Raw genomic sequence first — 22504 nt, 5'->3', positions numbered from 1 at the left:
AGCTTGTCTCACGCGGATGGCCGGTGACTTGCGAGGTGTTGTCCGGTCGTGGCAGAACAACTGGGGCTGGAGCTGGTGCCCGACGGGTTGTGGGACATAGTCGAGCCGTTTATCCCGCCGCAGACGGAGCGCCCGCAGGGCGGCGGCCCCCGATACGTCGAGGACCGGGCGGCATTCACCGCGATCGTCTACGTGCTGACCATCGGCTGCGCCTGGCGGCACCTGCCGGCGGAATTCGAGGTCTCCACGGCCACCGCACACCGCCGCTTCGTGACCTGGACCCAGACCGCGACGCGCGGCCGCCCCGGATCGCCGCGGGGCACCCGGATGGTATCGAGCAGCGGCAGCAGCTGGAGATTGTCCCCGACCTAACCGGGGGTCAGCCGGACGGCCAGCGGTAGTCCGCGGCCGTCGACAGCCAGGTACACCTTGCTGGTCGGCCCGTCGCAGGAGCGCCTGAGCGGCTCGCCGGCCCCGATTAGACGCGAGCAGTCTCCTGGCGTCCGGAGACCAGCGGCCGTGCCCGCTGCGTGCCCGTAGTACGGGCACGCAGCGGCTATTGGGGGTAGCCAGCGGTCCGAGCAACTTTGGCCTTGACCTGCGGAAACGATTGATCGGCGTTGGCTGGGGGAGTCCTTGTATCAGGCTTGAAAACCGCTATGGGGTCACACCCATCGTGGGTTCGAATCCCACGCCCTCCGCTTCGGCGGTCACGCGACAGCCGGACTGTGGCTGCGCGGGACCGCTGTCTGTCGGAGGAGTGTCGCCACGGCTCCTGACCACGCAGGCGGACTCGTCCGGACGGAACCGGTCGCCGGACGCCTCGCGGTCCGACACCGTGGACCCGATGACGAGGGATCCCGCGCTCACTCGACCTCGGTACGGGGTTCGGGGCGGGACGCGCTCCGAACCCCCGCGCTCACCGAGCCAGCACGCGTTCGATCCTCTTCTCGAGCTTCGTCCTCCTCTGTGGAGCTTCCACCAACTCCACGTGCCGGACACCTGAGCCCTGCCGAGTTCTTCGACACTGGGCAACCCCTCGGCCACGAGCTCCTCGTCGATCTCGGCCGCGTCCCTGGACTCGAGCTCGTCCATCGTCTCCTGGGCGGCGCGAGTGCGTTGCGACGAGAGGGGATCGGCGGAGATGAGCGCTCGAACGTGCTCGAGCTCAGCTCTCAGCGCGTCCAGCTTCTGGCGTCGGCCGAACACGTCATCGCCTTCTCGTGCAACGCACTGCCACCCGACCACCTGCGGAGAGGGTGGCTGACCGGGTGCCTCGCTCCGCGATCGGAGCGATCTGAGGACCATTCAGCCCGGTACCCATCGAGCAACGGCGAACGAGGAACCCGATGACGATCGGGTCGGCGACGACTGGACGTGCGACGTCGCCCGCACTCACGTGATCGACGACCTGGGTGAGACGGATTCCCTCGACGTCGGAGTCGGTGGCAACCTCGCGCCGATGGGCGTCCGTCGCCCACAGTGCTGTGATCAGGTGCTCGGTGGTGCCGTCCGCGTGTACGCCCGCTGCGCCACCCGCCACCACGGCGAGTCGCCGACCGGCATCGAGCCCCACCTCACGAGAACAGTGAGCAGCAGCTGCGCCATCAGCGCTGACTGCCAGCATCTGCGCCCCCACCGGGCTCGGTACCACCACACTGGCGCTGCCCTGCCCGGGGTAGATCACGGTCCCGTCGCTCTGCGTCACCGCTGCGTCGGCCTCGCCCGCGGGTGGTGGACCGACGTTCGGACTCGATCCGTCCTCGCCCGCGACCACGACGCCGCGTGTCGGGTCGTTCGGCGCCTCGACCTCGGTCGCGATCTCGGGCCGCCGCGGGAGTCGAGGGCGAGGCAGGAGTCCCTCAGCCGGCCGGCGTTCCCAGGACCGGTGGTGCGGGCTCGGGTGGGGTCCAGCCCATCGCGGCACGGGACCCGCGCGTGATCGCGCTGGCCGGTGTCAGGCGCATGAGGCTGTTCCGCAGGGTCTGGCGCCAGCCGTCACCGAGGTGGGATCCGAAGCGGCCCGATGCGACCGAGGCCCGGGCCAGGGCGCGGCACCGGGGCCTCCGGGCGGCGTCGAAACCGTCCAGGGCGGGGGTCAGCCGCCCGCCTGTCGCGACGGGGGCGCCGACGAGGAGGCCCACGCAGAGGCCGTCCTCGAGCGCTGTCGCGGCTCCTTATCCCATCGTCGGGAGGGTGCCGTGGGCGGCGTCGCCGACCATGACGACCCGCCCGGTCGTGTAGCGCGGCAGCCCGCCCGGGAGGTGGTGCACGTCGTGCCGCAGGACCGCCTCGGGCGGCGTCACGGCCATCACCTCCTGCACCGGGCTCGCCCAGCCCGCGAACCGCTCCCTGGCCGCACCGAGTTCGTCGCCGATCACCGTGCGCTCGGGCATGGCGACGTACCCGTACCAGTACGTCTCGTCATCGGCGACGCGCACGGTGCCGAACTCCGCGTGCGGGCCCCAGTACTGCTGCAGCGCCGTGTATCCGGAGGCCCCGTGCGCGATGCCGCGCCAGCTCGAGTACCCGCTGTAGACCGGGTGGCTCGCCGGGAACAGCACCGCACGTACGGCGCTGCGCACGCCGTCGGCGCCGACGACGATGTCCGCCTCCCGTCCCTCGACGACGGCGGGTGCCCCCTCCGGCTCGCCCGGGTCCACGGTGGCCACGGGGGTGCCGGTGACGATCCCGACGCCGCACGCCAGGGCCCGTCGGTGCAGCGCGGCGTGCAGACGGCGGCGGTGCACCCCGATGAGCCCCACCGACCGGCGCATGACGGGGGTGTCCGGGAGGGTGAGGACCGGCCGGCCCGCCAGGTCCCGGATGCCGCCCGCCCAGGTCGGGTACCCGAGTGCGGCGACGTCGTCGTCCCCGAAGCCGAGCCCGCGGAACGCGGCCACGGCGTTGGGGGTCATCGCGAGGCCTGCCCCGACCTCACCGAGCTCCGGCGACCGCTCCAGGACCGTGACCTGCCACCCGGTCCGGGCAAGCGAGATGGCCGAGGCCAGACCTGCGACACCGGCCCCGACGACGACCGCAGCGTGTTCCATGCGCCCTCCCGAATACCACTACCTCCGTTGTAGTACTGATGTTGTCATACTGGGTGGTGATGCCCAGGAGGAACCCGGCCCGCCGCGCCGCGCTCGCCGACGCGGCGATCGGCCTGCTGGCCGCCGAGGGCATCCACGGCCTGACCCACCGCGCGGTCGAGGGTGCGGCCGGTCTGCCGACGGGAACAGCGGCGAACTACTTCAGCAGCCGGGAGGAGTTGCTGGTCGCTGCGGCCGAACGGGCGGTGTCCCTGCACCTGGCGGACGTGGAGCGGATCGACCGTGCGGTGGACGTCGGCTCGTCGTCCAACCCCCTGGCCGAGCTCATCACCGTCTCGCTCCAGGAAGCCGTCACCGCGTCACGCGAGCGCTACCTCGCGATCTTCGAGCTCCAGCTCGAGGCCCGGCGACGTCCCGTGCTCGCCGCCACGCTCGCACGCCTCGGCTCGGTGGCGAGCGCGATCACTGCTGACGAGCACCGCACGCTCGGGCTGAGCGTCCCGCCGGACGCGATCCCCACCCTCGTGACGCTCTACGGGGGAGTGCTGTTCACGCTCGTCACGGGACCTGGCGGCGTCGAGCGCGACGCCATCCGCCGGCTCGCCCACGCCATCGTCCGTGGCGCCGTCGACGCGCACCCTGGTGGACCGTGAACCCTCCGGCTGCCTCCAGCAGAGCAGCTCCGTCCTGACCAGCCACTCCCGCACCTCGACCACGTAGGCCCACCCCCGCCCGGTGCCCACGACCGAGCCGGTGGCCGGTCCTCGGTCCCCGACGCCTCTGCGGCGACGAGGGCGCTGCGGGGCAGGGTGGAGAGGGGGTGAGCCCATTGGTGGTCCTGGGCTCTGCGGTGCGTGGCCGGAAACCGGCCGAGGCGGGCGAGCGCCCCCGGTCTCGAACGGCCGTGCCCGCTGCGTGCCCTGGCTGCGGGCACGCAGCGGCTGTCGGCGGTGGCCAGGGGTCTCAGGACCCCGGTCCCGACCTGCGAAGCCCTCCGCTCAGCAGCAGGCGGCGGCCCGGGCCGCCGTCCCCGGGGTCTCCGCGGCGTCGGTCGCGCAACAGGTGCCGTCGCCGGCGACCTCGGACCGCCCGGTGCCGGTCGTCCCCTCCAGGTCGGGACGGGCGTCGGCCTTGACCGTGTAGACCTCCCAGGGCTCGCCGCCCGGGCCGGTCACCCACACCTTGTCCTGCACGGCGTAGCAGCAGGTCGTGTCGTCCTCCACCCGCGTCGCCAGGCCCTCCGCGGCCAGCCGGCCCGTGGCGGCGGTGACCTCGTCGGTGCTCGCCACCTCGACGCCGAGGTGGTCCATCCGCGTGGGCTCCCCGGCCGCGCCCTCCAGCAGGACGAGCTTGAGCGGCGGCTCGGCGACGGCGAAGTTGGCGTATCCCGGCCGGCGCTTGGCCGGGGCGGTGGCGAACAGGCGGGAGTAGAAGTCGACGGCGGCGTCGAGGTCGGCGACGCGCAGGGCCAGCTGGATCCGGGACACGGGGACTCCTCGGGACAGGGCATCGACGGTTGTCGATGTCTGCGGACACTCTGAGGTCAGACATAGACGTCTGTCAATGTCTTGGGCGGCGAAGCCGCACGCCGAAGCAACGCCGGGGTCATCGGCGGGCAACACGCCGTCGCCAGGCTCGCGGGGACGTCAGCACGGCCGGCCCCCGGGGGAGAAGCGTGACCCAGAGCGAGCTCGACGAGACGACCACCACGACCGGAAGGGGACCGTCACCCGGCGCCGCGACCCGCGAGACGCTCGAGGACTACACCCTCCGGTTCGCCCCGCGCAGCTACCGGCGCTGGTCGACCGGCGTCGTCGCGGTCTCGGCCCTGGGGGGCATCGCCTACCTCGCCGACTTCGCGATCGGCGCCAACATCGGCATCAGCTACGGGACGACGAACGCGCTGTGGGGCATCGCCGTCTTCGCCGTCGTCGTGATCCTGACCGGGTTCCCGCTGGCGTACTACGCCGCCCGGTACAACCTCGACCTCGACCTGATCACCCGCGGCAGCGGCTTCGGCTACTACGGCTCGGTCGTGACCAACGTCGTCTTCGCGACGTTCACCTTCATCTTCTTCGCCCTCGAGGGCTCGATCATGGCCCAGGGCCTCGAGCTCGGCCTCGGCGTCCCGCTGTGGCTGGGCTACGCGGTGAGCACGCTGGTGATCTTCCCGCTGGTCGTCTACGGCATGAAGGCGCTGTCCACGCTCCAGGTCTGGACGACGCCGCTGTGGCTGGTCCTCATGGTCGTCCCGTTCGCCTATCTGCTGATCAGCCACCCCGAGTCGGTGTCGGCGTTCTTCGCCTACCGCGGCGAGGACGGCGCCGGCACGCCCGACGTCGGCTCGGTGCTGCTGGCCGCCGGCGTGTGCCTGTCGCTGATCGCGCAGATCGCCGAGCAGATCGACTACCTGCGCTTCATGCCGCCCAAGACGTCGGAGAACAGCCGCCGCTGGTGGACGGCGGTGCTGCTGGCCGGGCCGGGCTGGGTGCTCTTCGGCGCGGTCAAGCAGGTGATCGGCCTGTTCCTCGCCGTCTGGCTGATCGCCAACGCCACCGACGGCGCGGCGGTGGCCAACCAGCCGGTGCACCAGTTCCTCGAGATCTACCGCGACCTCATGCCGGCCTGGCTGGCACTCACCCTGGCCGTCGTCCTGGTGGTGATCAGCCAGGTGAAGATCAACGTCACCAACGCCTACTCCGGCTCCCTGGCCTGGACCAACAGCTTCACCCGCGTGACCGGCCGCTACCCCGGCCGGCTGGTGTTCCTCGGCGTCAACCTGGCGATCGCGCTCGTGCTGATGGAGGCCGACATGTTCGACTTCCTCAACACGATCCTGGGCTTCTACGCCAACTGCGGCATCGCCTGGATCGTCGTCGTGGCCACCGACATCGCCGTCAACAAGTACCTGCTCGGACTCTCGCCGAAGCAACCCGAGTTCCGCCGCGGGATGCTCTACGCGGTCAACCCGGTCGGCTTCGTCTCGATGCTCGTGGCGGCCGGCGTCTCGATCGTCTGCTTCTTCGGCGGGCTGGGCGAGACGCTGCAGCCGTTCTCCCCGCTGGTCGCCATCGGCCTGGCGTTCGTGCTCCCGCCGCTGCTGGCCGTGGCCACCCGCGGTCGGTGGTACCTGCGCCGCGCCGACGACGGCATCGACCTGCCGCTGCTCGACGAGCACGGCAACCCCTCGGACGCGGTCCTGACCTGCCACGTCTGCCGGCAGGACTACGAGCGGCCCGACATGACCGCCTGCGTCACCCACGGCGCGCACGTCTGCTCGCTGTGCCTGTCCACCGACCGCGTCGGCGACCACGTGCTCCCCGCCCAGGCCTGACCCGGCCCGCCCCCCGCCCCCCCCCCCGGGGGGGGGGGCCCCCGGGGGGGGGGGGGGCGGGGGGGGGGGGCCCGGGGGGGGGGGGGGGGGGGGGGGGGGGGGGCGGGGCGGGCGCCCCCCCGCCCCTCGGGGAGGTCAGGACAGGAGGTCGTCGAGGTCGCCGTTCATGCAGTGGTCGACCACCGGCCGGACGGTCTCGAAGGTGCACTCCTTGGCGTTGCCCGGCGTGCAGGCGTCCCCGAGGACGTGGTTGGTGATCCGGTCGACGTCCTTGTCGTCGCCGCTGATCACGCTGGTCTGCTCGTAGAACTTGGTCGGGCCCCGGCCGAGCCGGTTCTTCGAGTAGCTGTCCTGGGTGACGTCGGTGAACTTCTCCGGGATGCCCACGTCGCGCAGCAGTCGGATGGAGGCGGCGAGCGCGGCGTCGGCGGCCTGGGGCGCGGTCATGCCGTGGGTGTCCACGCCCATGGCCTCGGCGATGTCGGCGAAGCGCTGGTACTGCGTGGGCATGTTGAACGCCCAGACGCGGGGGAGCGCGACCGCGTTGTTCAGCCCGTGGTGGGTGTCGTAGAAGGCGCTCACCGCGTGGCTGATCGAGTGGATGATCCCCAGGCCGCCGGAGTTGAAGGCCTGCGCGGCGATGTACTGGGCGTACATCATCCCCTGCCGGCCGCCGAGGTCCTGGCCGTTCCACACCGCCTGGCGCAGGTGCTGGGCGGTCAGCTTGATCGCGTACAGCGCGTTGCCCAGCGACGGCGGGAAGTCCAGGCGGGAGACGTAGGGCTCGCTGGCGTGCGCGAGCACGTCGAAGCCGCACTGCGCGGTGTAGTCGATCGGGCAGTCGTAGTAGAGGACCGGGTCGTCGATCGCCAGCGTGGCCAGGCAGTGGTCGTCGAAGGCCACGTACTTGTGCGGGTTGTCCGGGTCGGTCGTGGTGTCGGTGATGACGTAGGCCCAGGAGGTCTCCGAGCCGGTGCCGGCCGTCGTCGAGACGGCGATGTGCGGCGGGTTCTTCGGGTTCTCCGACTGGTTGAAGCCCTCGAACTCGTTGACGCTGCGGCCGTCGTGGGCCACCGAGATGCGCGCGCCCTTGCAGGCGTCGTGGCTGGAGCCGCCGCCGATGGAGACGAAGCTGTCGCACTGGTTCTCCTGGTACAGCGCGACGGCGTCCATGACGTTGTAGTCCTTGGGGTTGGACTCCACCTTGTCGTAGACCACGACCTCCAGGCCGTGGTAGCGCATCGACTCGGCGATCTTCTCCACGATGTTGGAGCCGCGCAGGCCCGACGTCATGATCAGCGTCTTCTTGAAGCCCAGCTTGAGCGCCTCGGGACCGATGATCTCGTGCGCGCCGGGGCCCATGAGCGCCCGCGGGAACGGGTGGAACTCCTTGATGGGGAAGGGCTTGAGGAGTTCTTCGACCTGCATGGTGGGGTCCTTCCGTCTGCCTGCGGAGCCGTCGGCGCGGACGGTATGAGCCGGGTTCCACCGGGCGGCAGGGGTCGGCGGGAGAACCGGCCGACCGGAGGTGCAGGTCGGACCGTCCGGCCAGGTGCACCTGCCCGATCGGCCAGGGGAAGGACCTCCTGCCCCCCACCGCTCGCACGCTCGCGGCGGGCCCCTGCAGGGAGGCCGCCCGTCCTCCCCACCCTTCGCAGGCTCGGGGCGGGACCCGGGACGGGGCCGCATGCCCCCCACCGCTCGCACGCTCGCGGCGGGCCCCTGCAGGGAGGCCGGACCCAGCGGCATGCTGCCGCGGTGAGCACTGTCGCGACCTACGACGTCGCTGCCGTCCGCGCCGACTTCCCGGCCCTGCGCGCCGGCGCCGCGCACTTCGACGGGCCGGGCGGCTCGCAGGTGCCGCGACAGGTCGCCGAGGCGGTGGCCGCCACGCTGACCGCGCCGATCGCCAACCGCGGCCGGGTCACCGCCGCCGAGCGCGCCGCCGACGACGTCGTCCTGGCCGCCCGCGCGGCGGTGGCCGACCTGGTCGCCGGCGACCCCGGCGGCGTGGTGTTCGGCCGCTCGATGACCGCGCTGACCTACGACCTCTCCCGCGCACTCGCCGCCGGCTGGGGCCCGGGCGACGAGGTCGTGGTCACCCGCCTCGACCACGACGCCAACGTGCGGCCCTGGGTGCAGGCCGCAGCGGCGCGCGGGGCCACCGTCCGCTGGGCCGACCTCGACCCCGACACCGGCGAGCTCACGTCCGGGGCCGTCGCCGCGGTGCTGTCCGACCGCACCCGGCTGGTCGCCGTCACGGGCGCCTCCAACCTGATCGGCACCCGCCCCGACGTCGCGGCGATCACCGCGCTCGCCCACGACGCCGGTGCGCTCACCCACGTCGACGGCGTGCACCTCACCGCGCACGCGGCCGTCGACGTCGCCGCCCTCGGCGCGGACCTCTACGCCTGCTCGCCGTACAAGTTCCTCGGCCCGCACCTGGGCTGCGCGGTCGCGGCGCCCGCGCTGCTGGAGACGCTGCACCCGGACAAGCTGCTGCCCTCCACCGACGCCGTCCCGGAGCGCTTCGAGCTGGGCACGCTGCCTACGAGCTGCTGGCCGGCACCACCGCGGCGGTGGAGTACCTGGCCGCGCTGGGCGGTGCCGACGGCGACCGGCGTGCCCGGCTGGTCGCCGGCATGGCCGCGCTGGAGGCGCACGAGGACCGGCTGCGGCAGCGGGTGGAGGACGCCGTCGCGGAGCTGCCCGGCGTCACGCTATGGTCGCGCGCCCGGCACCGGACGCCGACCCTCCTGCTCACGTGGGCCGACCGCCCCGCCGCCGAGGTGTCGCGCGCGCTCGCCGAGCGGGGCGTCAACGCCCCGGCCGGCAGCTTCTACGCGATCGAGGCGTCCCGCCGGCTGGGACTGGGCGACACCGGCGGGCTGCGCGTCGGGCTGGCGCCCTACACCGACGACTCCGACGTCGACCGGCTGCTCGACGGCCTGCGCGAGGCGTCGGCGTGAACCCGTCCGAGCCCCTGCGCGCACACCGCCAGGTGTGCACGCAGCGCGGATCCGGCGGCCCGGGGACCGCGTCGTGTGCACACGACGCGGACCTGCGGGGTCACGCCCGGCTGCGCAGGCCGGGGAAGCCCTCCGCGAGCTGGCCGAACGCCGTCCGCAGGGCGTCCGACAGCCCGGCGCGCTCGTCGCCGAGCCAGACCTCGAACGCCGTGGTGGCCGCCGCGCGGGTGGCGGTGGCGACCAGCCGGGGGAGCAGTGCCGCCGGGTCCTCGCCGCGGCGGCGGGCCACGTAGCCGGCCACCACGCGGTCGACGTCGGCGTAGCGCACCTGCGAGTGGGCCAGCAGCGCCGGCTCGGTGAGGATCAGCCGCATCCGCTGGCGCAGCACCGGCAGGTCGGCCGCGGCGTAGTCGTTGACCTCGACGTAGGCGCCGAAGACGGCGGGCAGTACCGGGACGTCGTCGCCGGCCGCGGCGAGCAGGCCGGCCAGCCGGGCCACGTGGCCGGCGAAGTCCCCCCACACGGCGTCGGCCTTGCTGCCCACGTGCCGGAAGAACGTGCGCCGGCTGGTGCCCGCGGCCGCGGCGATGTCGTCGATCGTCACCTGCTCGAAGCCCGCGGCGGTGAACAGCTCCAGGGCCGCCTGCTCGATCCGTGCCCGGGTCGCCGCGCGGACGCCGCCCACCGCCCGGGAGAGGATCCGGGCGGTGTCCGGGCCGGCCCCGGGACCGGCGGGGACGGGCGACGTGCTCACGTCCCCATCCTGGCCCCATCCGGTCGGACAGGTCGGGCCCGGCCGACCGGGCGGGTCGCGGTGACGCGCTTGCCGGTGGCACCCGGTGTCTCTAACGTCCTCGCCATCCCCCGCCCCGTGGAACCCGGAGGTCCGCATGCCCGAGACGCCCGCCCACACCGAGAGCCCGGCCGAGCCGACCGCCGCTGCCGAGGAGGTCCTGGTCGAGGAGTCCCTCGTCGAGGAGGTCTCCATCGACGGCATGTGCGGCGTCTACTGAGCCACCGGGTCCCGTGAACCCCGCTGCTCCGGCCGCGGACGTCTTCGACCCGGCCCTACCCTGGCGGCGGGCCCGGTCGGTCGCCCTGCGGCCGGAGCCGTTCGGGGCGCTCGTCTACCACTTCGGCAACCGGAAGCTCTCCTTCCTGAAGTCGAAGACGCTGGTCGCGGTCGTCGAGGCGCTGGCCGACCACCCCACCGCCGACGCGACCCTCGTGGCGTGCGGCGTCCCCGAGGCCCAGCGGCCGGCCTACGTCAAGGCGCTGGCCGACCTCGCCCGCTCGCAGATGATCGAAGGAAGGACCTCACTGCAGGGGTCCGCCACCCGCACGCTCGCGCCGGGCCCCGGCAGCGAGGCCGCAACGGCCGACACCTCTGGGGAGCTGCCCTCATGACCGCCGTCCTGCCGTCCCGTCCGGCCACGCCCGACCGCCCGGTGGGCGGCCGCCTGGTCGACCAGTTCGAGTACGGCCTCGACGCCCCGATCTGCCTGACCTGGGAGCTCACCTACGCCTGCAACCTGGCGTGCGTGCACTGCCTGTCCTCGTCCGGACGGCGCGACCCGCGGGAGCTGACCACCGCCGAGGCCGAGGGCGTCATCGACGAGCTGCAGCGGATGCAGGTGTTCTACGTCAACGTCGGCGGCGGCGAGCCCACCGTCCGCCCCGACTTCTGGCACCTGCTCGACTACGCCATCGGCCACGACGTCGGCGTCAAGTTCTCCACCAACGGCGTCAAGCTGGACCGCGCCCGGGCGCGGCAGCTGGCGGCCACCGACTACGTCGACGTGCAGATCTCCCTGGACGGCGCGACCGCCGAGGTCAACGACCGCGTCCGCGGCACCGGCTCGTTCGCCACCGCGGTGACGGCGCTGGAGAACCTGGCCGAGGCCGGGATGCAGGACTTCAAGGTGTCCGTCGTCGTGACGCGGGAGAACGTCGCCCAGCTAGACGAGTTCCGGGCGCTGACCGACCGCTACGGCGCCCAGCTGCGGATCACCCGGCTGCGCCCCTCGGGCCGCGGGGCCGACGTCTGGGACCAGCTGCACCCCACCCAGGCCCAGCAGCGCGAGCTGTACTCCTGGCTGCTGGCCAACGGCGACCGGGTGCTCACCGGCGACTCGTTCTTCCACCTGTCGGCCTACGGCGAGGCGCTGCCGGGCCTGAACCTCTGCGGCGCCGGCCGGGTGGTCTGCCTGATCGACCCGGTGGGCGACGTCTACGCCTGCCCGTTCGCCATCCACGAGCAGTTCCTCGCCGGCAACGTGCGCGGCGAGGGCGGGTTCCAGCGGGTCTGGCAGCAGTCGGACCTGTTCGCCGAGCTGCGCAGCCCGCAGACCGGCGGCGCCTGCACGAGGTGCGCGCACTTCGACGCCTGCCGGGGCGGCTGCATGGCGGCCAAGTTCTTCACCGGCCTGCCGCTGGACGGCCCCGACCCCGAGTGCGTCCAGGGCTACGGCGAGGCCGCGCTGGCGGGCCGGGAGGCCGACCTGGTCACCCCGAGGAGCCACCTCGACCACTCGCACACCGGACCGGTGCGCGGCCAGCCGACCTTGCTCGGCATGCCCGCCATCCCTGCTCGGCCCACACCCGCACCGCCCGCCCGGGCCTGCGACGAGTCGCCGCTGGCGGGCTTCGCGGGCTGATCCTCAGCGCGAGGCGACCAGCGCGGGTCCCTCGGGCAGCAGGGCGGGCGCGAGGTCGGCCAGCGTCATGGTGACGAGCAGGACGACGAGCACGGCAACGGTGAGCACCGGGCACCTCCGGGTCGTGGATGGACTTCCGCCAGGGCGTCCCCTCGTGCTCGGGGCCGCCCCGGTGGGAGCCACCTGAGCATCATCCGCGCAACTGGCCGCCGGCGGGACGGCGGCTGGGAGTCCCCTGGCAGGACCGACGGGCCGGACGGCGCCCTCCCCGGGCACGGTCCGGCCCGCTGTCGTCCCCGCACCTTGTGTCCCTGCACACCATCCGCATAGTTTGTGGCCGAGGTCACCGACTCGCGGAGGAGTGCACATGGGCAAGCTCGACGGGAAGGTGGCCCTGGTCACCGGGGCCGCGCGCGGTCAGGGGCGCAGTCACGCGCTGCGGCTGGCGCAGGAGGGCGCCGACGTCATCGCCGTCGACGGCTGCGCCGACGTCCCGACGGTCGGCTACCCCATGGCCACCGAGGAGAACCTGGCCGAGACCGTCCGCCAGGTGGAGGCCCTCGACCGGCGGGTGGTGTCCCGCGTGGCCGACGTCCGCGACACCGCCGCGCTCACGGCGGCCGTCGACGAGGGCGTGGCCGAGCTCGGCCGGCTCGACATCGTGCTGGCCAACGCCGGCATCGCCAGCTTCGCGCCGGTGGAGGACCTCGACGACGCGATGTGGGACGACATGATCGGCATCAACCTCACCGGCGTCTTCAAGACGGTGCGGGCCGCCGTCCCGCACCTGCGGGCGCACGGGCAGGGCGGCGCGATCGTGCTCACCAGCTCCACCGCGGGCATCAAGGGCCTGGGCAACCTGGCCCACTACGTCGCGGCCAAGCACGGCGTCGTCGGGCTGGTGAAGACCTTCGCCAACGAGCTCGCGCCGGACATGATCCGGGTCAACTCGGTGCACCCGACGGCGGTGAGCACCGACATGATCCACAACCGCAAGACCTACGGGAACTTCGTGCCGGACAAGCCCGAGGACGAGGTGACGCAGGACGACGTCGCGCCACTGTTCCAGGGGCTCAACGCGATGCCCGTCCCGTGGATCGAGTCCGCCGACGTCAGCAACGCCATCCTGTGGCTGGTCAGCGACGACGCCCGGTACGTCACCGGCGTCCAGCTGCCCGTCGACGCCGGGTCGGTGGTCAAGTAGTGGCCGGCCGGATGGCGGGGAAGGTCGTCTTCGTCACCGGCGCCGGTCGCGGGATGGGCCGCAGTCACGCGATCCGCCTGGCCCGCGAGGGCGCCGACGTCGTCGGCACGGACGTCTGCGGCCCGATCCCCAGCGCCACCGCCCCGGTCACGACGCCGCAGGACCTGGCCGACACGGTCGCGGCGGTCGAGGCGCTCGACCGGCGGATGGTGACCTTCCAGGCCGACGTCACCGACGAGGACGCGCTCACCGCCGGACTGGCCGACGGCGTCGCCCAGCTCGGCCGGCTCGACTGCGCGATCGCCAACGCCGGCATCGGCGTCCCGCCGCACGAGGTCGCCGACACCCCGGCGCAGGAGTGGCGGGACATGCTCGAGGTCAACCTCACCGGCGTCTTCCTCACCGCCAAGGCCGCCGTCCCGCACATCCGGGCCCACGGCGACGGCGGCTCCGTCCTGCTGGTCAGCTCCGCCCTCGGCCTGCGCGGCATGCCGAACGTCGCCTCCTACGTCGCCGCCAAGCACGGGGTCGTGGGGCTCATGCGCAGCCTGGCCCTGGAGCTCGCGCCCGAGCGGATCCGGGTCAACTCGATCCACCCGACCAACGTCGACACCCCGCTCATCCAGAACGAGAACGTGTACCGGCTCTTCCGGCCCGACCTCGAGCACCCCACCCGGGACGACGTCAGCGACGTCTTCCAGGACCTCAACCTGCTGCCCACCCCGTGGGTGCAGCCGGAGGACGTCAGCGAGGCGGTGCTCCACCTCGCCGCCGACGACTCCGGCCGCTGGGTCACCGGGACCACGCACCGGATCGACGCCGGCTGGATCACCAAGTAGCCCGACCGAGGAGGAACCGTGGCAGGACGCGTCGAGGGCAAGGTCGCCTTCATCACCGGTGCCGCCCGCAGCCAGGGCCGCAGCCACGCGCTGCGACTGGCGCAGGAGGGCGCCGACGTCATCGCCGTCGACATCTGCGCGCCGGTGGAGTCGATCTCCATGTACCCGCCGGCCACCGAGGAGGACCTGGCCGAGACGGTCCGGCAGGTCGAGGCGCTCGACCGGCGGATCGTCGCCACCAAGGCCGACGTCCGCGACCCGGCGGCGCTGCGCGCGGCGGTCGACGACGGCGTCGCCCAGCTCGGCCGCCTCGACGTCGTGCTGGCCAACGCCGGCGTCTTCGAGATCCAGCCGGCGCTGGAGCTGACCGACGACGCGTGGCGCGAGATGATCGACATCAACCTCACCGGCGTCTGGAACACCTGCAAGGCGGCCCTGCCGCACCTGGTCGAGGGCGGCCGCGGCGGCGCGATCGTCATCACCAGCTCGACCGCCGGGCTCAAGGGGACGCCGAACACCATCCACTACACGGCGGCCAAGCACGGCGTCGTCGGGGTCATGCGGACGCTGGCCAACGAGTTCGCCGCCCACTCGATCCGGGTCAACAGCGTGCACCCGACCGGGGTGGACACCGCGATGATCCAGAACCGGAAGACCTGGGGCCTGTTCCTGCCCGACGACCCCGAGCCGACGCGGGAGAAGGCCGAGCCGGTGTTCGCCGGCACCAACGCGCTGCCGGTGCCGTGGGTCGACCCGGTGGACATCTCCAACGCGATCCTGTTCCTCGTCTCCGACGAGGCGCGCTACGTCACGGGCGTGACGTTGCCGGTGGACGCCGGCTACACCATCCGCTGAGGGTCAGGACCCCGCTGCCGGGTCCCACCGCTCGCGAGCTCGCGGAGGGGGCAGCGGGGTCCTCTCGTCAAGGGAGGTCGACCTTCGCGTGGTCGCCGGTGTCGGGCTGCGAGCCCGTCGCCTTGGCCTTGACGAAGCTGAACGCGGTGGCCAGCCGGTTGCCCGGGCTGTCCCAGTACTCGGCGGAGTCGCCGTCCACCTTCACGAGCACCACGGACGGGTCCTCGGGGCCCTGCGGCAGCCACGCCTCGACGCCGCTGTTCCACAGCTCCTTCTTCTTCGCGACGTCGTCGACGACCAGGGCGTGCCCCGTCAGGGACACCCAGTTGCCGCCGCTGCCGACGCCCACGTTGACCTGCGGCGAGGTGGTGATGTGGGTCAGCCAGGGCGCGTCCTGCTGGGCGAAGAACCACAGGTCGCCGTCGAACTCGACCTCCTGCAGCGACATCGGCCGGCTGGTCAGCTTGCCCTCGGGCGTCGTCGTGGTGAGGAAGCCGAACTTCTCGCCCCTGAGGAGCTCGGCGACCTTGCGGGTGGACTCGGTGTCAGCGGTCATGTCCCTCCCGTTCCCCGCCGTGGCCTCCTGACACGGGCAACGGCGCGTGTCCGAGGGCACGACCGCCGGCGGAATGCGCGGCGCCCCCTCCGACTTCGCCCCGGAGTGACCACCACCCAGGAACGGCCGGCCGCGGCCCCACCCGTCCGCGACCGGCCGGGGACGGCGCGCACCGCGCTGACCCTCGGGGCGTTCGTGGCGCTGGGCCCGCTGACCGTGGACATGTACCTGCCCGCGCTGCCGACGATCGCCGAGGACCTGGGGACCAGCCCGGCGACGGTCCAGCTCACGCTCACCGGCACGCTCGTCGGGCTGGCGCTGGGTCAGCTGGTCCTCGGCCCGCTGTCGGACGCGTTCGGCCGGCGCCGTCCCCTGCTGGCCGGGACGGCGCTGCACGTCGTCGCCTCGCTGCTGGTCCTGGTGGCACCCGACATCACCGTCCTCGGCCTGCTGCGCTTCCTGCAGGGCGTCGGGACGGCGGCCGGTGCGGTCATCGCGCTCGCCGTCGTGCGCGACCTGTTCGAGGGCCGTGCCGCGGCGACCATGCTGTCGCGGCTGTTCCTCGTCCTCGGCGCGGCGCCGGTGCTCGCGCCCACCGTCGGCGGGGAGGTGCTGCGCATCACCTCGTGGCGCGGGGTCTTCCTCCTGCTCGGGGTCTACGGGCTCCTGCTGCTCGTGGTCGGCGCGCTGGCCGTGCGCGAGACGCTGCCGCCGGAGCGACGGCGCAGCCCCGGTCTCGCCGGCACGCTGCGCGGCTACCGGCTGCTGTTCCGCGACCGCACCTACGTCGGGCTGGTGCTGGTCGCCGGCCTGACGATGGCCGGGCTGTTCAGCTACGTCTCGGGCTCGTCGTTCGTCTTCCAGGACCAGTTCGGCCTCGACGAGCAGCAGTTCGGCCTGCTCTTCGGTGCCGGCGCGGTCTGGCTGATCGCCGCGACCCAGCTCAACCCGGTCCTGCTGCGCTGGTTCTCCCCGGCCCAGGTCCTGGTGGCCGGCACGGTCGTCGGCGCCCTGGCCGGCGCGGTGCTGCTGGTCCTCGCGGGCACCGGCACCGGCGGGCTGTGGGCGGTCGTCCTCCCGCTGTGGGTGGTGCTCTTCGGCTCCGGGCTCGCGCTGCCCAACGCGCCCGCACTGGCCCTGTCCCGCCACGGCGAGGCGGCCGGCACCGCGGCGGCGCTGCTCGGCGCGGTGCAGTTCGGCGTCGGCGCGGTCGTGGCCCCGCTGGTCGGCGTCCTCGGCAACGACGCGGTCGCGATGGGTGTCGTCGTCATGGGGGCGCTGGTCACCGCGATCGCCGTCCTGGTGGTCGTCGTCCGCCCGTGGCAGCTGCCCGACGAGGTGTCCGTCCCCGCCTAGGCTGACCTGCGTGCCCGACCTGGCCGGGGCCGTGTGGCCGGAGCTGCCCGAGCGGCCGCTGCTGGTGCTCCCGCTCGGCTCGGTCGAACAGCACGGCCACCACCTGCCGCTGGCCACCGACACCGTCGTCGCGGCGGCGGTGACGCGCGCGGCCGACCTCGGGGACGCCCTGCTCGCCCCCGCGCTGGCCTACGGCGCCAGCGGTGAGCACGAGGGCTTCCCCGGCACCGTCTCGATCGGCACGGAGGCGCTGACCGCCGTGCTCGTCGAGTACGGCCGATCGGCCTGCCGCTGGGCCGGCCGGCTGCTCGTGGTCAACGGCCACGGGGGCAACCTCGACGCCCTGTGCCGCGCCGTCCCGCTGCTGCGCGAGGAGGGCCGCGACGCCGCCTGGTTCCCGTGCGGCGTCCCCGGCGGCGACGCGCACGCCGGGCGCGCCGAGACCTCGCTGCTGTTGCACGTGGAACCACGGGCGGTGCGGACCGACCGGTCCGTCCCGGGCGCGACCGCGCCGATCGGCGAGCTGCTGCCCCGGCTGCGCGCCGAGGGTGTGCGCGGGGTCAGCCCGACCGGCGTCCTCGGCGACCCGGCCGGCGCCTCGGCGCAGGAGGGCGCCCGCTCCCTCGCCGGCCTCGCCGCCCGGCTGGCGGCGGCCGTCGCGCGCTGGGACGTCGACGCGACCGGGCGGCTACGCTGAGCGGTCAGCGGAAGTGGGTGCGCGGCCGCTCGCGGCGGACGCCGTCGACGAACACGTCGACCTCCTCGTCGTAGAAGGCCACCAGCCCGGCGATCGGCGCCATCTCACGGGTCGGGAAGTCGTAGGACCAGGCGACGTCCTCGACGGCCGCGCCGCCCACGCGCGCCGACCAGTAGCCGCTGGTGCGGCCCTTGTAGGGGCACTGGGTGGCCGTGGCGCTGGGCGCCAGGTGCTCCCAGCGGACGTCGGTGCGCGGCAGGTAGAACCGCGTCGGCAGGCCGGTCTCGAACACCAGCACCGGCGAGGCCGACTCGGCCAGGACGACGCCGTCGCGCTCGACGCGGACCCGCCGCGAGCTGCGCAGCGCGTCGACCCGCGCGTACGGGTTGCGCGGGTGGACGAAGACCTCCTCGTCCTCCTCGAACCAGGCGTCCAGCGCCGCCCAGTCGAACCGGACGGTCCCGGCCAGCTCCGGGATCCGGTCGCCGGTGTGCACCAGCGCCGCGCCGGGCCGCTCGGCCCCGCCGGCACGCAGCCCGTGCCGCGTCGCGGTGCCCAGGTCGTGCTGCACGACGGCGTCCTCGTCGACCAGGACCCCGGGCGTGACGTCGGCCAGCGGGATCGCGTACTGGGGATAGGGCGGCCACTCCCACACGTACCGCGCCCGGCAGGTGTCCAGGACGACGGTGCCGCCGAGCACGGCGCGCACCCGCCGCGGCACCGGCGCGACGTGCCCGGTGGGGACGATCGGTTCGGGGTGCTCCTGCACGGGCCCTCCTGACCTCGGGGCACCAGGATGACGGTGGGGGCAAGGACACCGTCAGCGAAGGAGACGCCATGGCGCACCAGCCGGTCGTGGACCCGGGCGCCGGGAGCCCGGTGGCACCCGGCCGGGGCGCCGTCGAGACCAACGGGATCAACGTCATCGCCGAGGAGGAGCGCCGGGGCCGGCCGCGGCAGCTGTTCTGGCCGTGGTTCGGCGCCAACGTCAGCGTCCTCGGCCTGGCCTACGGCTCGTTCCTGCTCGGCTTCGGCATATCCGCCGCGCAGGCGCTGGTGGCCGGCGTCGTGGGGATCGTCGTGTCGTTCCTGCTCTGCGGGCTGGTGTCCATCGCCGGCAAGCGCGGCTCGGCGCCGACGCTGGTGCTGAGCCGGGCCGCGTTCGGCGTCACCGGCAACCGGGTGCCCGCGGTGCTGTCGTGGGTCTACACCGTCGGCTGGGAGACCGTCCTGGTCTCGCTGGCCACCCTGGCGACGGCGACGGTGTTCACCCAGCTCGGCTGGGGCGGCGGGACGGCGACGCAGGTGGTGGCGCTCCTGGTGGTCGCCGCGCTCGTCGTGGTCGGCGGCGTCCTCGGCTTCGACGCGATCATGCGCATGCAGACGGTCATCACCGTGGTCGGCGGCGTGCTCACCGTCGTCTACGTCGTCCTGGTGGCCGGCCGGGTCGACTGGTCGGCGGTCACCGCGACGCGGAGCGGGTCGACGGCGGCGTTCGTCGGCGCGCTGGTCCTCGCCATGACCGGCTACGGCTTCGGCTGGGTCAACGCCGCGGCCGACTACTCCCGCTACCTGCCGCGGACGGCGTCGACCCCGGGTGTCGTCGGCTGGACGACGTTCGGCGGCGCGCTGGCCCCGGTGGTCCTGCTCGCCGCCGGCCTGCTGCTGGCCGCGTCGGACCCGGAGCTGTCGGGGGCCATCGGCGCCGACCCGATCGGGGCGCTGGGGGCGATCCTGCCGACCTGGTTCCTCGTGCCCTTCGTCGTCGTCGCGGTGCTCGGCCTGGTCGGCGGGGCGCTGCTGGACATCTACTCGTCGGGGCTCTCGCTGCTGGCCGCGGGCCTGCGGGTGCCCCGCCCGGTGGCGGCGGGCATCGACGGCGCGCTCATGGTGCTGGGCGCCGTCTGGGTGGTGTTCCTGGCCGGGAGCGACTTCTTCATCCAGTTCCAGGGCTTCCTCATCACCCTGGGCGTGCCGATCGCCGCCTGGTGCGGGGTCTTCCTGGGCGACCTCGCGCTGCGCCGCCGCGCCTACGCCGAGCCCGACCTCTACGACCCGCGCGGCCGCTACGGCGCCGTCCCGCCGGCGCCGCTGCTGCTCCTGGCCGGCGGCACCGTCCTCGGCTGGGGCCTGGTGACCAACGGCCTGGCCGGCTGGCTGGACTGGCAGGGCTACCTGCTCGGCCCGCTGGGGCTCGGCGGTCGTGAGGGCGACTGGGCCTTCGCCAACCTCGGCGTCCTGGCCGCCTTCCTGGTGGGGCTGCTCGGCACGCTCGCGCTGCGCCGGTCCGCCGTGCGGACGCAGGAGGCCGCCCCGCCGGCAGCGGGACGGCCTCCGGCCGGGCGGGTCTAGCGGATCAGGGCTGCAGCGTCTCGGCGAACAGCGGCACCGCGTTCTCCAGGGCGTACCCGGTCCCGAGCACCGAGCCGCTGGAGAAGGCGCTGACCAGCGTCTCGTCCTCCAGGACGAGAGCGTTGCCGGCCTGCACCGAGCCCAGCGTCTGCCACAGCGGGTTGCCGGTGATCTGCGCCGGGTCGACGAAGATCGGGAAGACGACGGTCAGCGGCGCGTCCAGCAGCGTGACCTGCTCGTCGGAGACCGGGACGAAGAAGCCCTCGCCGGCGAGGTCCTGGATCGCCGGCTCGTTCGTGAAGCCCAGTGCCTCCATGAAGTCGACGCGGGTGTCGCCGCGGACGTAGGCGCCGAAGCCCTCCGACGTGTAGGCGCCGACGGCGACCTCGGTCCCGTCGAAGGCGGGGTTGGCCTCGGCCGCGTCGGTGAACCGCTGCTCCAGGTCGCTCTGCAGCTGCTCGGCCTCGTCGGCGCGGCCCAGGGCCTGCCCGACCAGGTCCAGCTGCTGCTGCCAGGTGGTCTGGTACTGCGTGACGCCCTCCGGCGCGCCGACCGTCGGGGCGATCTGGCTGAGCCGGTCGTAGCGCTCCTGCGTCCCGTCGGAGCGGGTGTCGAGGATCAGGTCGGGCTCCAGCGCCGCGACCGCCTCGAGGCTCGGCTCCAGCGTCTCGATGATCTCCGGCGCCTCGTCGTAGAGCCCCTCGGCCCACGGGCCCACGCCCCGGCCGCCGAAGCCCAGCCAATCACTGGCGCCCACCGGCTGGACGCCCAGCGCCAGGGCGGTCTCGGCGTCGGACCAGCCCAGCGCCACCACGCGCTGCGGCTCCTCGGCGATCTCGACGTCGCCGAACGCGGTGCTCACGGTCACGGGGAACGTGCCGTCCCCGCCACCCGCGGACGACGCGGAGCCCTCGCTCGACCCACCGCCGTCGGAGCCGCACGCGGCCAGCGTCCCGGCGGTGGTCAGGGCGGCCGCGAGCAGGGCGGCGCGGCGGGTCAGGGGTCGGGGCATCGCGGATCTCCTCGTCGTCCAGGGAAGGCAAGCCTAACCTGACTACGGGGATGTCCCGCGCGCCCCGGGGTCCTGCTGGATAGCCTCCGGCCGTGACCGATCCCGTCGGCCGGCTGGTCGTCGTCGACCTCCAGCAGGTGTTCGGCGACCCCGGATCGCCCTGGGCGGCGCCCCGGTTCGAGGAGGTCCGGCCCCGGATCCGCGAACTGGTGGCCGCCTTCGGGGAGCGCGTCGTCTTCACCCGCTTCGTCGCCCCGCGCGAGCCGGCCGGCGCCTGGGTGGACTACTACCGGCAGTGGCCCTTCGCCCTCCAGCCGCCCGACGCGCCGCTGTACGCGCTCGTCGAGGACCCCGGCGCCGCTCCGGTGCTGGACGCGTCCACCTTCGGCAAGTGGGGGCCGGAGCTGGCCGCGCTGGTCGGCGGCGGCCCGCTGACCGTGGCCGGGGTGGCCACCGACTGCTGCGTCGTCTCGACCGTGCTGCCGGCCGCCGACGCCGGCGTGGCGGTGCGCGTGGTCACCGACGCCTGCGCCGGCTCCACCGACGACGACCACCGCCGCGCCCTGGACCTCATGGGCCTGTACGCGCCGCTGGTCGAGCTCACCACGACCGCGGACGTGCTGGCGGGGTGAGCCGGGCCGCCACCCCGGGCCCGGCGGTCCCGCCGCCGCCGGACGCGCGGCTGCCCGACGGCTACGCCGTGCGTCTCGACCCGCGCACCCGCCGGACGGAGGACGGCGCGGCGCTGCTCGGCGGCTCCCCCCTGCGTCTGCTCCGCCTGGCGCCGCGGGCGCGGGACCTGCTCGCCGGCGACCGGCTGACCGTCACCGACGCGGCGACCGCGGCACTGGCGGCGCGGCTGCTCGACGCCGCGGCCGCCGTCCCCGAGCCGGCCGGACCCGCACCCGGACCGGACGACGTCACCGTCGTCGTCCCGGTGCGCGACCGGACCGCCGGCGTCGCCCGGCTGCTGGCCGCGCTCCGCGCCGACCCGGCCACCGCCGGCGTGCGGGTGCTCGTGGTCGACGACGGCTCGGCCGACCCCACCGCCCTGGCCGCGGTCGCCGCGGCCGGCGGCGCGGAGGTGCTGCGGCACGAGCGGTCGGCGGGGCCGGCGGCCGCGCGCAACGCCGGCCTGCGCGCCGCGACGACCGAGGTGGTGGCCCTCCTCGACTCCGACTGCGTGCCGGTGGCCGGCTGGCTGGGGACGCTGCTCCCACACCTCGCCGACCCCCGGCTGGCCGTCGTCGCCCCGCGGGTCACCGCCCTGCCGGCGGGCGACCCGGGCTGGGTGACGCCCTACGAGACGGCGGTCAGCGCGCTGGACATGGGCCCGTCCCCGGCGCCGGTCGCGCCGCTGAGCGGCCTCTCCTACGTCCCGAGTGCCGCGCTGCTGGCCCGGCGGGCGGCGCTGGGGGAGGGCTTCGACGCCGGCATGCGGGTGGCCGAGGACGTCGACCTGGTGTGGCGGCTGGCCGCGGCCGGCTGGCGGGTGCGCTACGACCCGGCCGCGCACGTGGCGCACGACCACCCGTCGTCCACCGCCGCCTGGCTGCGCCGCCGGGCGCTGTACGGCACCGGCGCCGCGCCGCTGGCCGCCCGGCACGGCGACGCCGTCGC

Annotated in this window: 23 protein-coding genes and 1 pseudogene; 16 read left to right on the top strand and 8 right to left on the bottom strand. The window is 74.0% G+C overall.

Annotation, left to right across the window (positions count from 1 at the left end; genetic code table 11):
- Positions 1-48: 48 nt before the first annotated feature.
- Positions 49-372, top strand: a complete 324-nt coding sequence (locus ABQ292_RS19800; RefSeq protein ID WP_369209433.1) for a transposase — start codon at positions 49-51, stop codon at positions 370-372.
- Positions 373-1210: 838 nt separating this feature from the next.
- Here ABQ292_RS19800 and ABQ292_RS19795 read toward each other — a convergent pair.
- On the bottom strand, positions 1211-1708 hold the full coding sequence (locus ABQ292_RS19795) for a hypothetical protein (RefSeq protein WP_369209432.1): 498 nt from the start codon (positions 1706-1708) through the stop codon (positions 1211-1213).
- A 469-nt stretch (positions 1709-2177) separates the two neighbouring features.
- Complete coding sequence (locus ABQ292_RS19790) at positions 2178-3053, bottom strand: FAD-dependent oxidoreductase (RefSeq protein WP_369209431.1); 876 nt, start codon at positions 3051-3053, stop codon at positions 2178-2180.
- A gap of 59 nt (positions 3054-3112) precedes the next feature.
- Here ABQ292_RS19790 and ABQ292_RS19785 point away from each other — a divergent pair, with 59 nt between their 5' ends.
- Positions 3113-3706 (top strand): TetR/AcrR family transcriptional regulator, encoded by a 594-nt coding sequence (locus tag ABQ292_RS19785; protein ID WP_369209430.1) that lies wholly within the window; start codon positions 3113-3115, stop codon positions 3704-3706.
- A 345-nt stretch (positions 3707-4051) separates the two neighbouring features.
- Here the strand turns inward: ABQ292_RS19785 and ABQ292_RS19780 are convergent, their stop codons facing one another.
- On the bottom strand, positions 4052-4540 hold the full coding sequence (locus ABQ292_RS19780) for an ArsI/CadI family heavy metal resistance metalloenzyme (RefSeq protein WP_369209429.1): 489 nt from the start codon (positions 4538-4540) through the stop codon (positions 4052-4054).
- Positions 4541-4728: 188 nt separating this feature from the next.
- Between ABQ292_RS19780 and ABQ292_RS19775 the strand changes: the two genes are divergently transcribed.
- Positions 4729-6387 carry a purine-cytosine permease family protein gene (locus ABQ292_RS19775; RefSeq protein ID WP_369209428.1) on the top strand — a complete coding sequence of 553 codons (1659 nt, stop codon included), beginning with the start codon at positions 4729-4731 and terminating at the stop codon, positions 6385-6387.
- Positions 6388-6522: 135 nt separating this feature from the next.
- Here ABQ292_RS19775 and mdo read toward each other — a convergent pair whose 3' ends face one another.
- Complete coding sequence (gene mdo, locus ABQ292_RS19770) at positions 6523-7815, bottom strand: NDMA-dependent methanol dehydrogenase (RefSeq protein WP_369209427.1); 1293 nt, start codon at positions 7813-7815, stop codon at positions 6523-6525.
- 45 nt (positions 7816-7860) lie between these two features.
- Between mdo and ABQ292_RS19765 the strand changes: the two are divergent.
- Together ABQ292_RS19765 and ABQ292_RS19760 are read left to right on the top strand one after the other, a co-directional pair.
- Positions 7861-8829 (top strand): annotated as a pseudogene (locus ABQ292_RS19765) (aminotransferase class V-fold PLP-dependent enzyme); the annotation flags it as partial.
- Between the two features lie 137 nt (positions 8830-8966).
- Positions 8967-9356 carry an aminotransferase class V-fold PLP-dependent enzyme gene (locus tag ABQ292_RS19760; RefSeq protein ID WP_369209426.1) on the top strand — a complete coding sequence of 130 codons (390 nt, stop codon included), beginning with the start codon at positions 8967-8969 and terminating at the stop codon, positions 9354-9356.
- A gap of 100 nt (positions 9357-9456) precedes the next feature.
- Here ABQ292_RS19760 and mftR read toward each other — a convergent pair whose 3' ends face one another.
- Complete coding sequence (gene mftR, locus ABQ292_RS19755) at positions 9457-10110, bottom strand: mycofactocin system transcriptional regulator MftR (protein WP_369209425.1); 654 nt, start codon at positions 10108-10110, stop codon at positions 9457-9459.
- A 136-nt stretch (positions 10111-10246) separates the two neighbouring features.
- On the opposite strand from mftR, the gene mftA reads away from it, so the two are divergent.
- The 6 genes from mftA to ABQ292_RS19725 all read left to right on the top strand — a co-directional run bounded on the left by mftA (position 10247) and on the right by ABQ292_RS19725 (position 14911).
- Positions 10247-10369, top strand: coding sequence for a mycofactocin precursor MftA (gene mftA, locus ABQ292_RS19750; protein ID WP_369209424.1), 123 nt, complete (start codon positions 10247-10249; stop codon positions 10367-10369).
- Between the two features lie 13 nt (positions 10370-10382).
- Positions 10383-10763, top strand: coding sequence for a mycofactocin biosynthesis chaperone MftB (gene mftB / locus ABQ292_RS19745; RefSeq protein ID WP_369209423.1), 381 nt, complete (start codon positions 10383-10385; stop codon positions 10761-10763).
- Positions 10760-12013, top strand: coding sequence for a mycofactocin radical SAM maturase (gene mftC / locus ABQ292_RS19740; RefSeq protein WP_369209422.1), 1254 nt, complete (start codon positions 10760-10762; stop codon positions 12011-12013). The genes mftB and mftC overlap by 4 nt, the downstream gene beginning before the upstream one ends.
- A 367-nt stretch (positions 12014-12380) precedes the next feature.
- Positions 12381-13217 (top strand): mycofactocin-coupled SDR family oxidoreductase, encoded by an 837-nt coding sequence (locus ABQ292_RS19735; protein ID WP_369209421.1) that lies wholly within the window; start codon positions 12381-12383, stop codon positions 13215-13217.
- An 11-nt stretch (positions 13218-13228) separates the two neighbouring features.
- Positions 13229-14056: a mycofactocin-coupled SDR family oxidoreductase gene (locus ABQ292_RS19730; RefSeq protein ID WP_369209420.1), complete on the top strand. Its 828-nt coding sequence runs from the start codon at positions 13229-13231 to the stop codon at positions 14054-14056.
- A gap of 18 nt (positions 14057-14074) precedes the next feature.
- Positions 14075-14911, top strand: coding sequence for a mycofactocin-coupled SDR family oxidoreductase (locus tag ABQ292_RS19725; protein WP_369209419.1), 837 nt, complete (start codon positions 14075-14077; stop codon positions 14909-14911).
- Between the two features lie 67 nt (positions 14912-14978).
- On the opposite strand, the gene ABQ292_RS19720 is transcribed toward ABQ292_RS19725, so the two are convergent.
- Positions 14979-15467 carry a pyridoxamine 5'-phosphate oxidase family protein gene (locus ABQ292_RS19720; protein WP_369209418.1) on the bottom strand — a complete coding sequence of 163 codons (489 nt, stop codon included), beginning with the start codon at positions 15465-15467 and terminating at the stop codon, positions 14979-14981.
- A gap of 105 nt (positions 15468-15572) precedes the next feature.
- Here ABQ292_RS19720 and ABQ292_RS19715 point away from each other — a divergent pair, with 105 nt between their 5' ends.
- Positions 15573-16823, top strand: coding sequence for a multidrug effflux MFS transporter (locus ABQ292_RS19715; RefSeq protein WP_369209417.1), 1251 nt, complete (start codon positions 15573-15575; stop codon positions 16821-16823).
- 10 nt (positions 16824-16833) lie between these two features.
- Positions 16834-17520 carry a mycofactocin biosynthesis peptidyl-dipeptidase MftE gene (mftE, locus tag ABQ292_RS19710; RefSeq protein WP_369209416.1) on the top strand — a complete coding sequence of 229 codons (687 nt, stop codon included), beginning with the start codon at positions 16834-16836 and terminating at the stop codon, positions 17518-17520.
- A gap of 4 nt (positions 17521-17524) precedes the next feature.
- On the opposite strand, the gene ABQ292_RS19705 is transcribed toward mftE, so the two are convergent.
- Positions 17525-18289, bottom strand: coding sequence for a DUF427 domain-containing protein (locus ABQ292_RS19705; protein WP_369209415.1), 765 nt, complete (start codon positions 18287-18289; stop codon positions 17525-17527).
- A gap of 68 nt (positions 18290-18357) precedes the next feature.
- Between ABQ292_RS19705 and ABQ292_RS19700 the strand changes: the two genes are divergently transcribed.
- The gene (locus ABQ292_RS19700) at positions 18358-19872 is read left to right on the top strand and encodes a purine-cytosine permease family protein (RefSeq protein WP_369209414.1); all 1515 of its coding nucleotides are present in this window, start codon (positions 18358-18360) and stop codon (positions 19870-19872) included.
- A 4-nt stretch (positions 19873-19876) separates the two neighbouring features.
- On the opposite strand, the gene ABQ292_RS19695 is transcribed toward ABQ292_RS19700, so the two are convergent.
- The gene (locus tag ABQ292_RS19695) at positions 19877-20884 is read right to left on the bottom strand and encodes an iron-siderophore ABC transporter substrate-binding protein (protein ID WP_369209413.1); all 1008 of its coding nucleotides are present in this window, start codon (positions 20882-20884) and stop codon (positions 19877-19879) included.
- Between the two features lie 92 nt (positions 20885-20976).
- On the opposite strand from ABQ292_RS19695, the gene ABQ292_RS19690 reads away from it, so the two are divergent.
- Together ABQ292_RS19690 and mftF are read left to right on the top strand one after the other, a co-directional pair.
- Entirely contained in the window at positions 20977-21516 is a 540-nt protein-coding gene (locus tag ABQ292_RS19690; RefSeq protein WP_369209412.1) for a cysteine hydrolase family protein, read from the top strand.
- The coding region (gene mftF / locus ABQ292_RS19685) for a mycofactocin biosynthesis glycosyltransferase MftF (RefSeq protein WP_369209411.1) at positions 21513-22504 on the top strand (992 nt) is incomplete at its 3' end. The genes ABQ292_RS19690 and mftF, both read left to right, overlap by 4 nt.

The organism is Geodermatophilus maliterrae, assembly GCF_041018925.1.
In the GTDB taxonomy this organism is placed as follows: domain Bacteria; phylum Actinomycetota; class Actinomycetes; order Mycobacteriales; family Geodermatophilaceae; genus Geodermatophilus; species Geodermatophilus maliterrae.
Note: the sequence above shows the minus strand (reverse complement) of the source record. Positions and strands in the feature narration are given on the sequence as shown.

Coding starts and splice junctions, on each gene's coding strand:
- ABQ292_RS19790 (WP_369209431.1), bottom strand. CDS start 3,053: ATGGAACACGCTGCGGTCGTCGTCGGGGCCGGTGTCGCAGGTCTGGCC.
- ABQ292_RS19785 (WP_369209430.1), top strand. CDS start 3,113: ATGCCCAGGAGGAACCCGGCCCGCCGCGCCGCGCTCGCCGACGCGGCG.
- mdo (WP_369209427.1), bottom strand. CDS start 7,815: ATGCAGGTCGAAGAACTCCTCAAGCCCTTCCCCATCAAGGAGTTCCAC.
- mftA (WP_369209424.1), top strand. CDS start 10,247: ATGCCCGAGACGCCCGCCCACACCGAGAGCCCGGCCGAGCCGACCGCC.
- mftC (WP_369209422.1), top strand. CDS start 10,760: ATGACCGCCGTCCTGCCGTCCCGTCCGGCCACGCCCGACCGCCCGGTG.
- ABQ292_RS19735 (WP_369209421.1), top strand. CDS start 12,381: ATGGGCAAGCTCGACGGGAAGGTGGCCCTGGTCACCGGGGCCGCGCGC.
- ABQ292_RS19730 (WP_369209420.1), top strand. CDS start 13,229: ATGGCGGGGAAGGTCGTCTTCGTCACCGGCGCCGGTCGCGGGATGGGC.
- ABQ292_RS19720 (WP_369209418.1), bottom strand. CDS start 15,467: ATGACCGCTGACACCGAGTCCACCCGCAAGGTCGCCGAGCTCCTCAGG.
- ABQ292_RS19700 (WP_369209414.1), top strand. CDS start 18,358: ATGGCGCACCAGCCGGTCGTGGACCCGGGCGCCGGGAGCCCGGTGGCA.
- ABQ292_RS19695 (WP_369209413.1), bottom strand. CDS start 20,884: ATGCCCCGACCCCTGACCCGCCGCGCCGCCCTGCTCGCGGCCGCCCTG.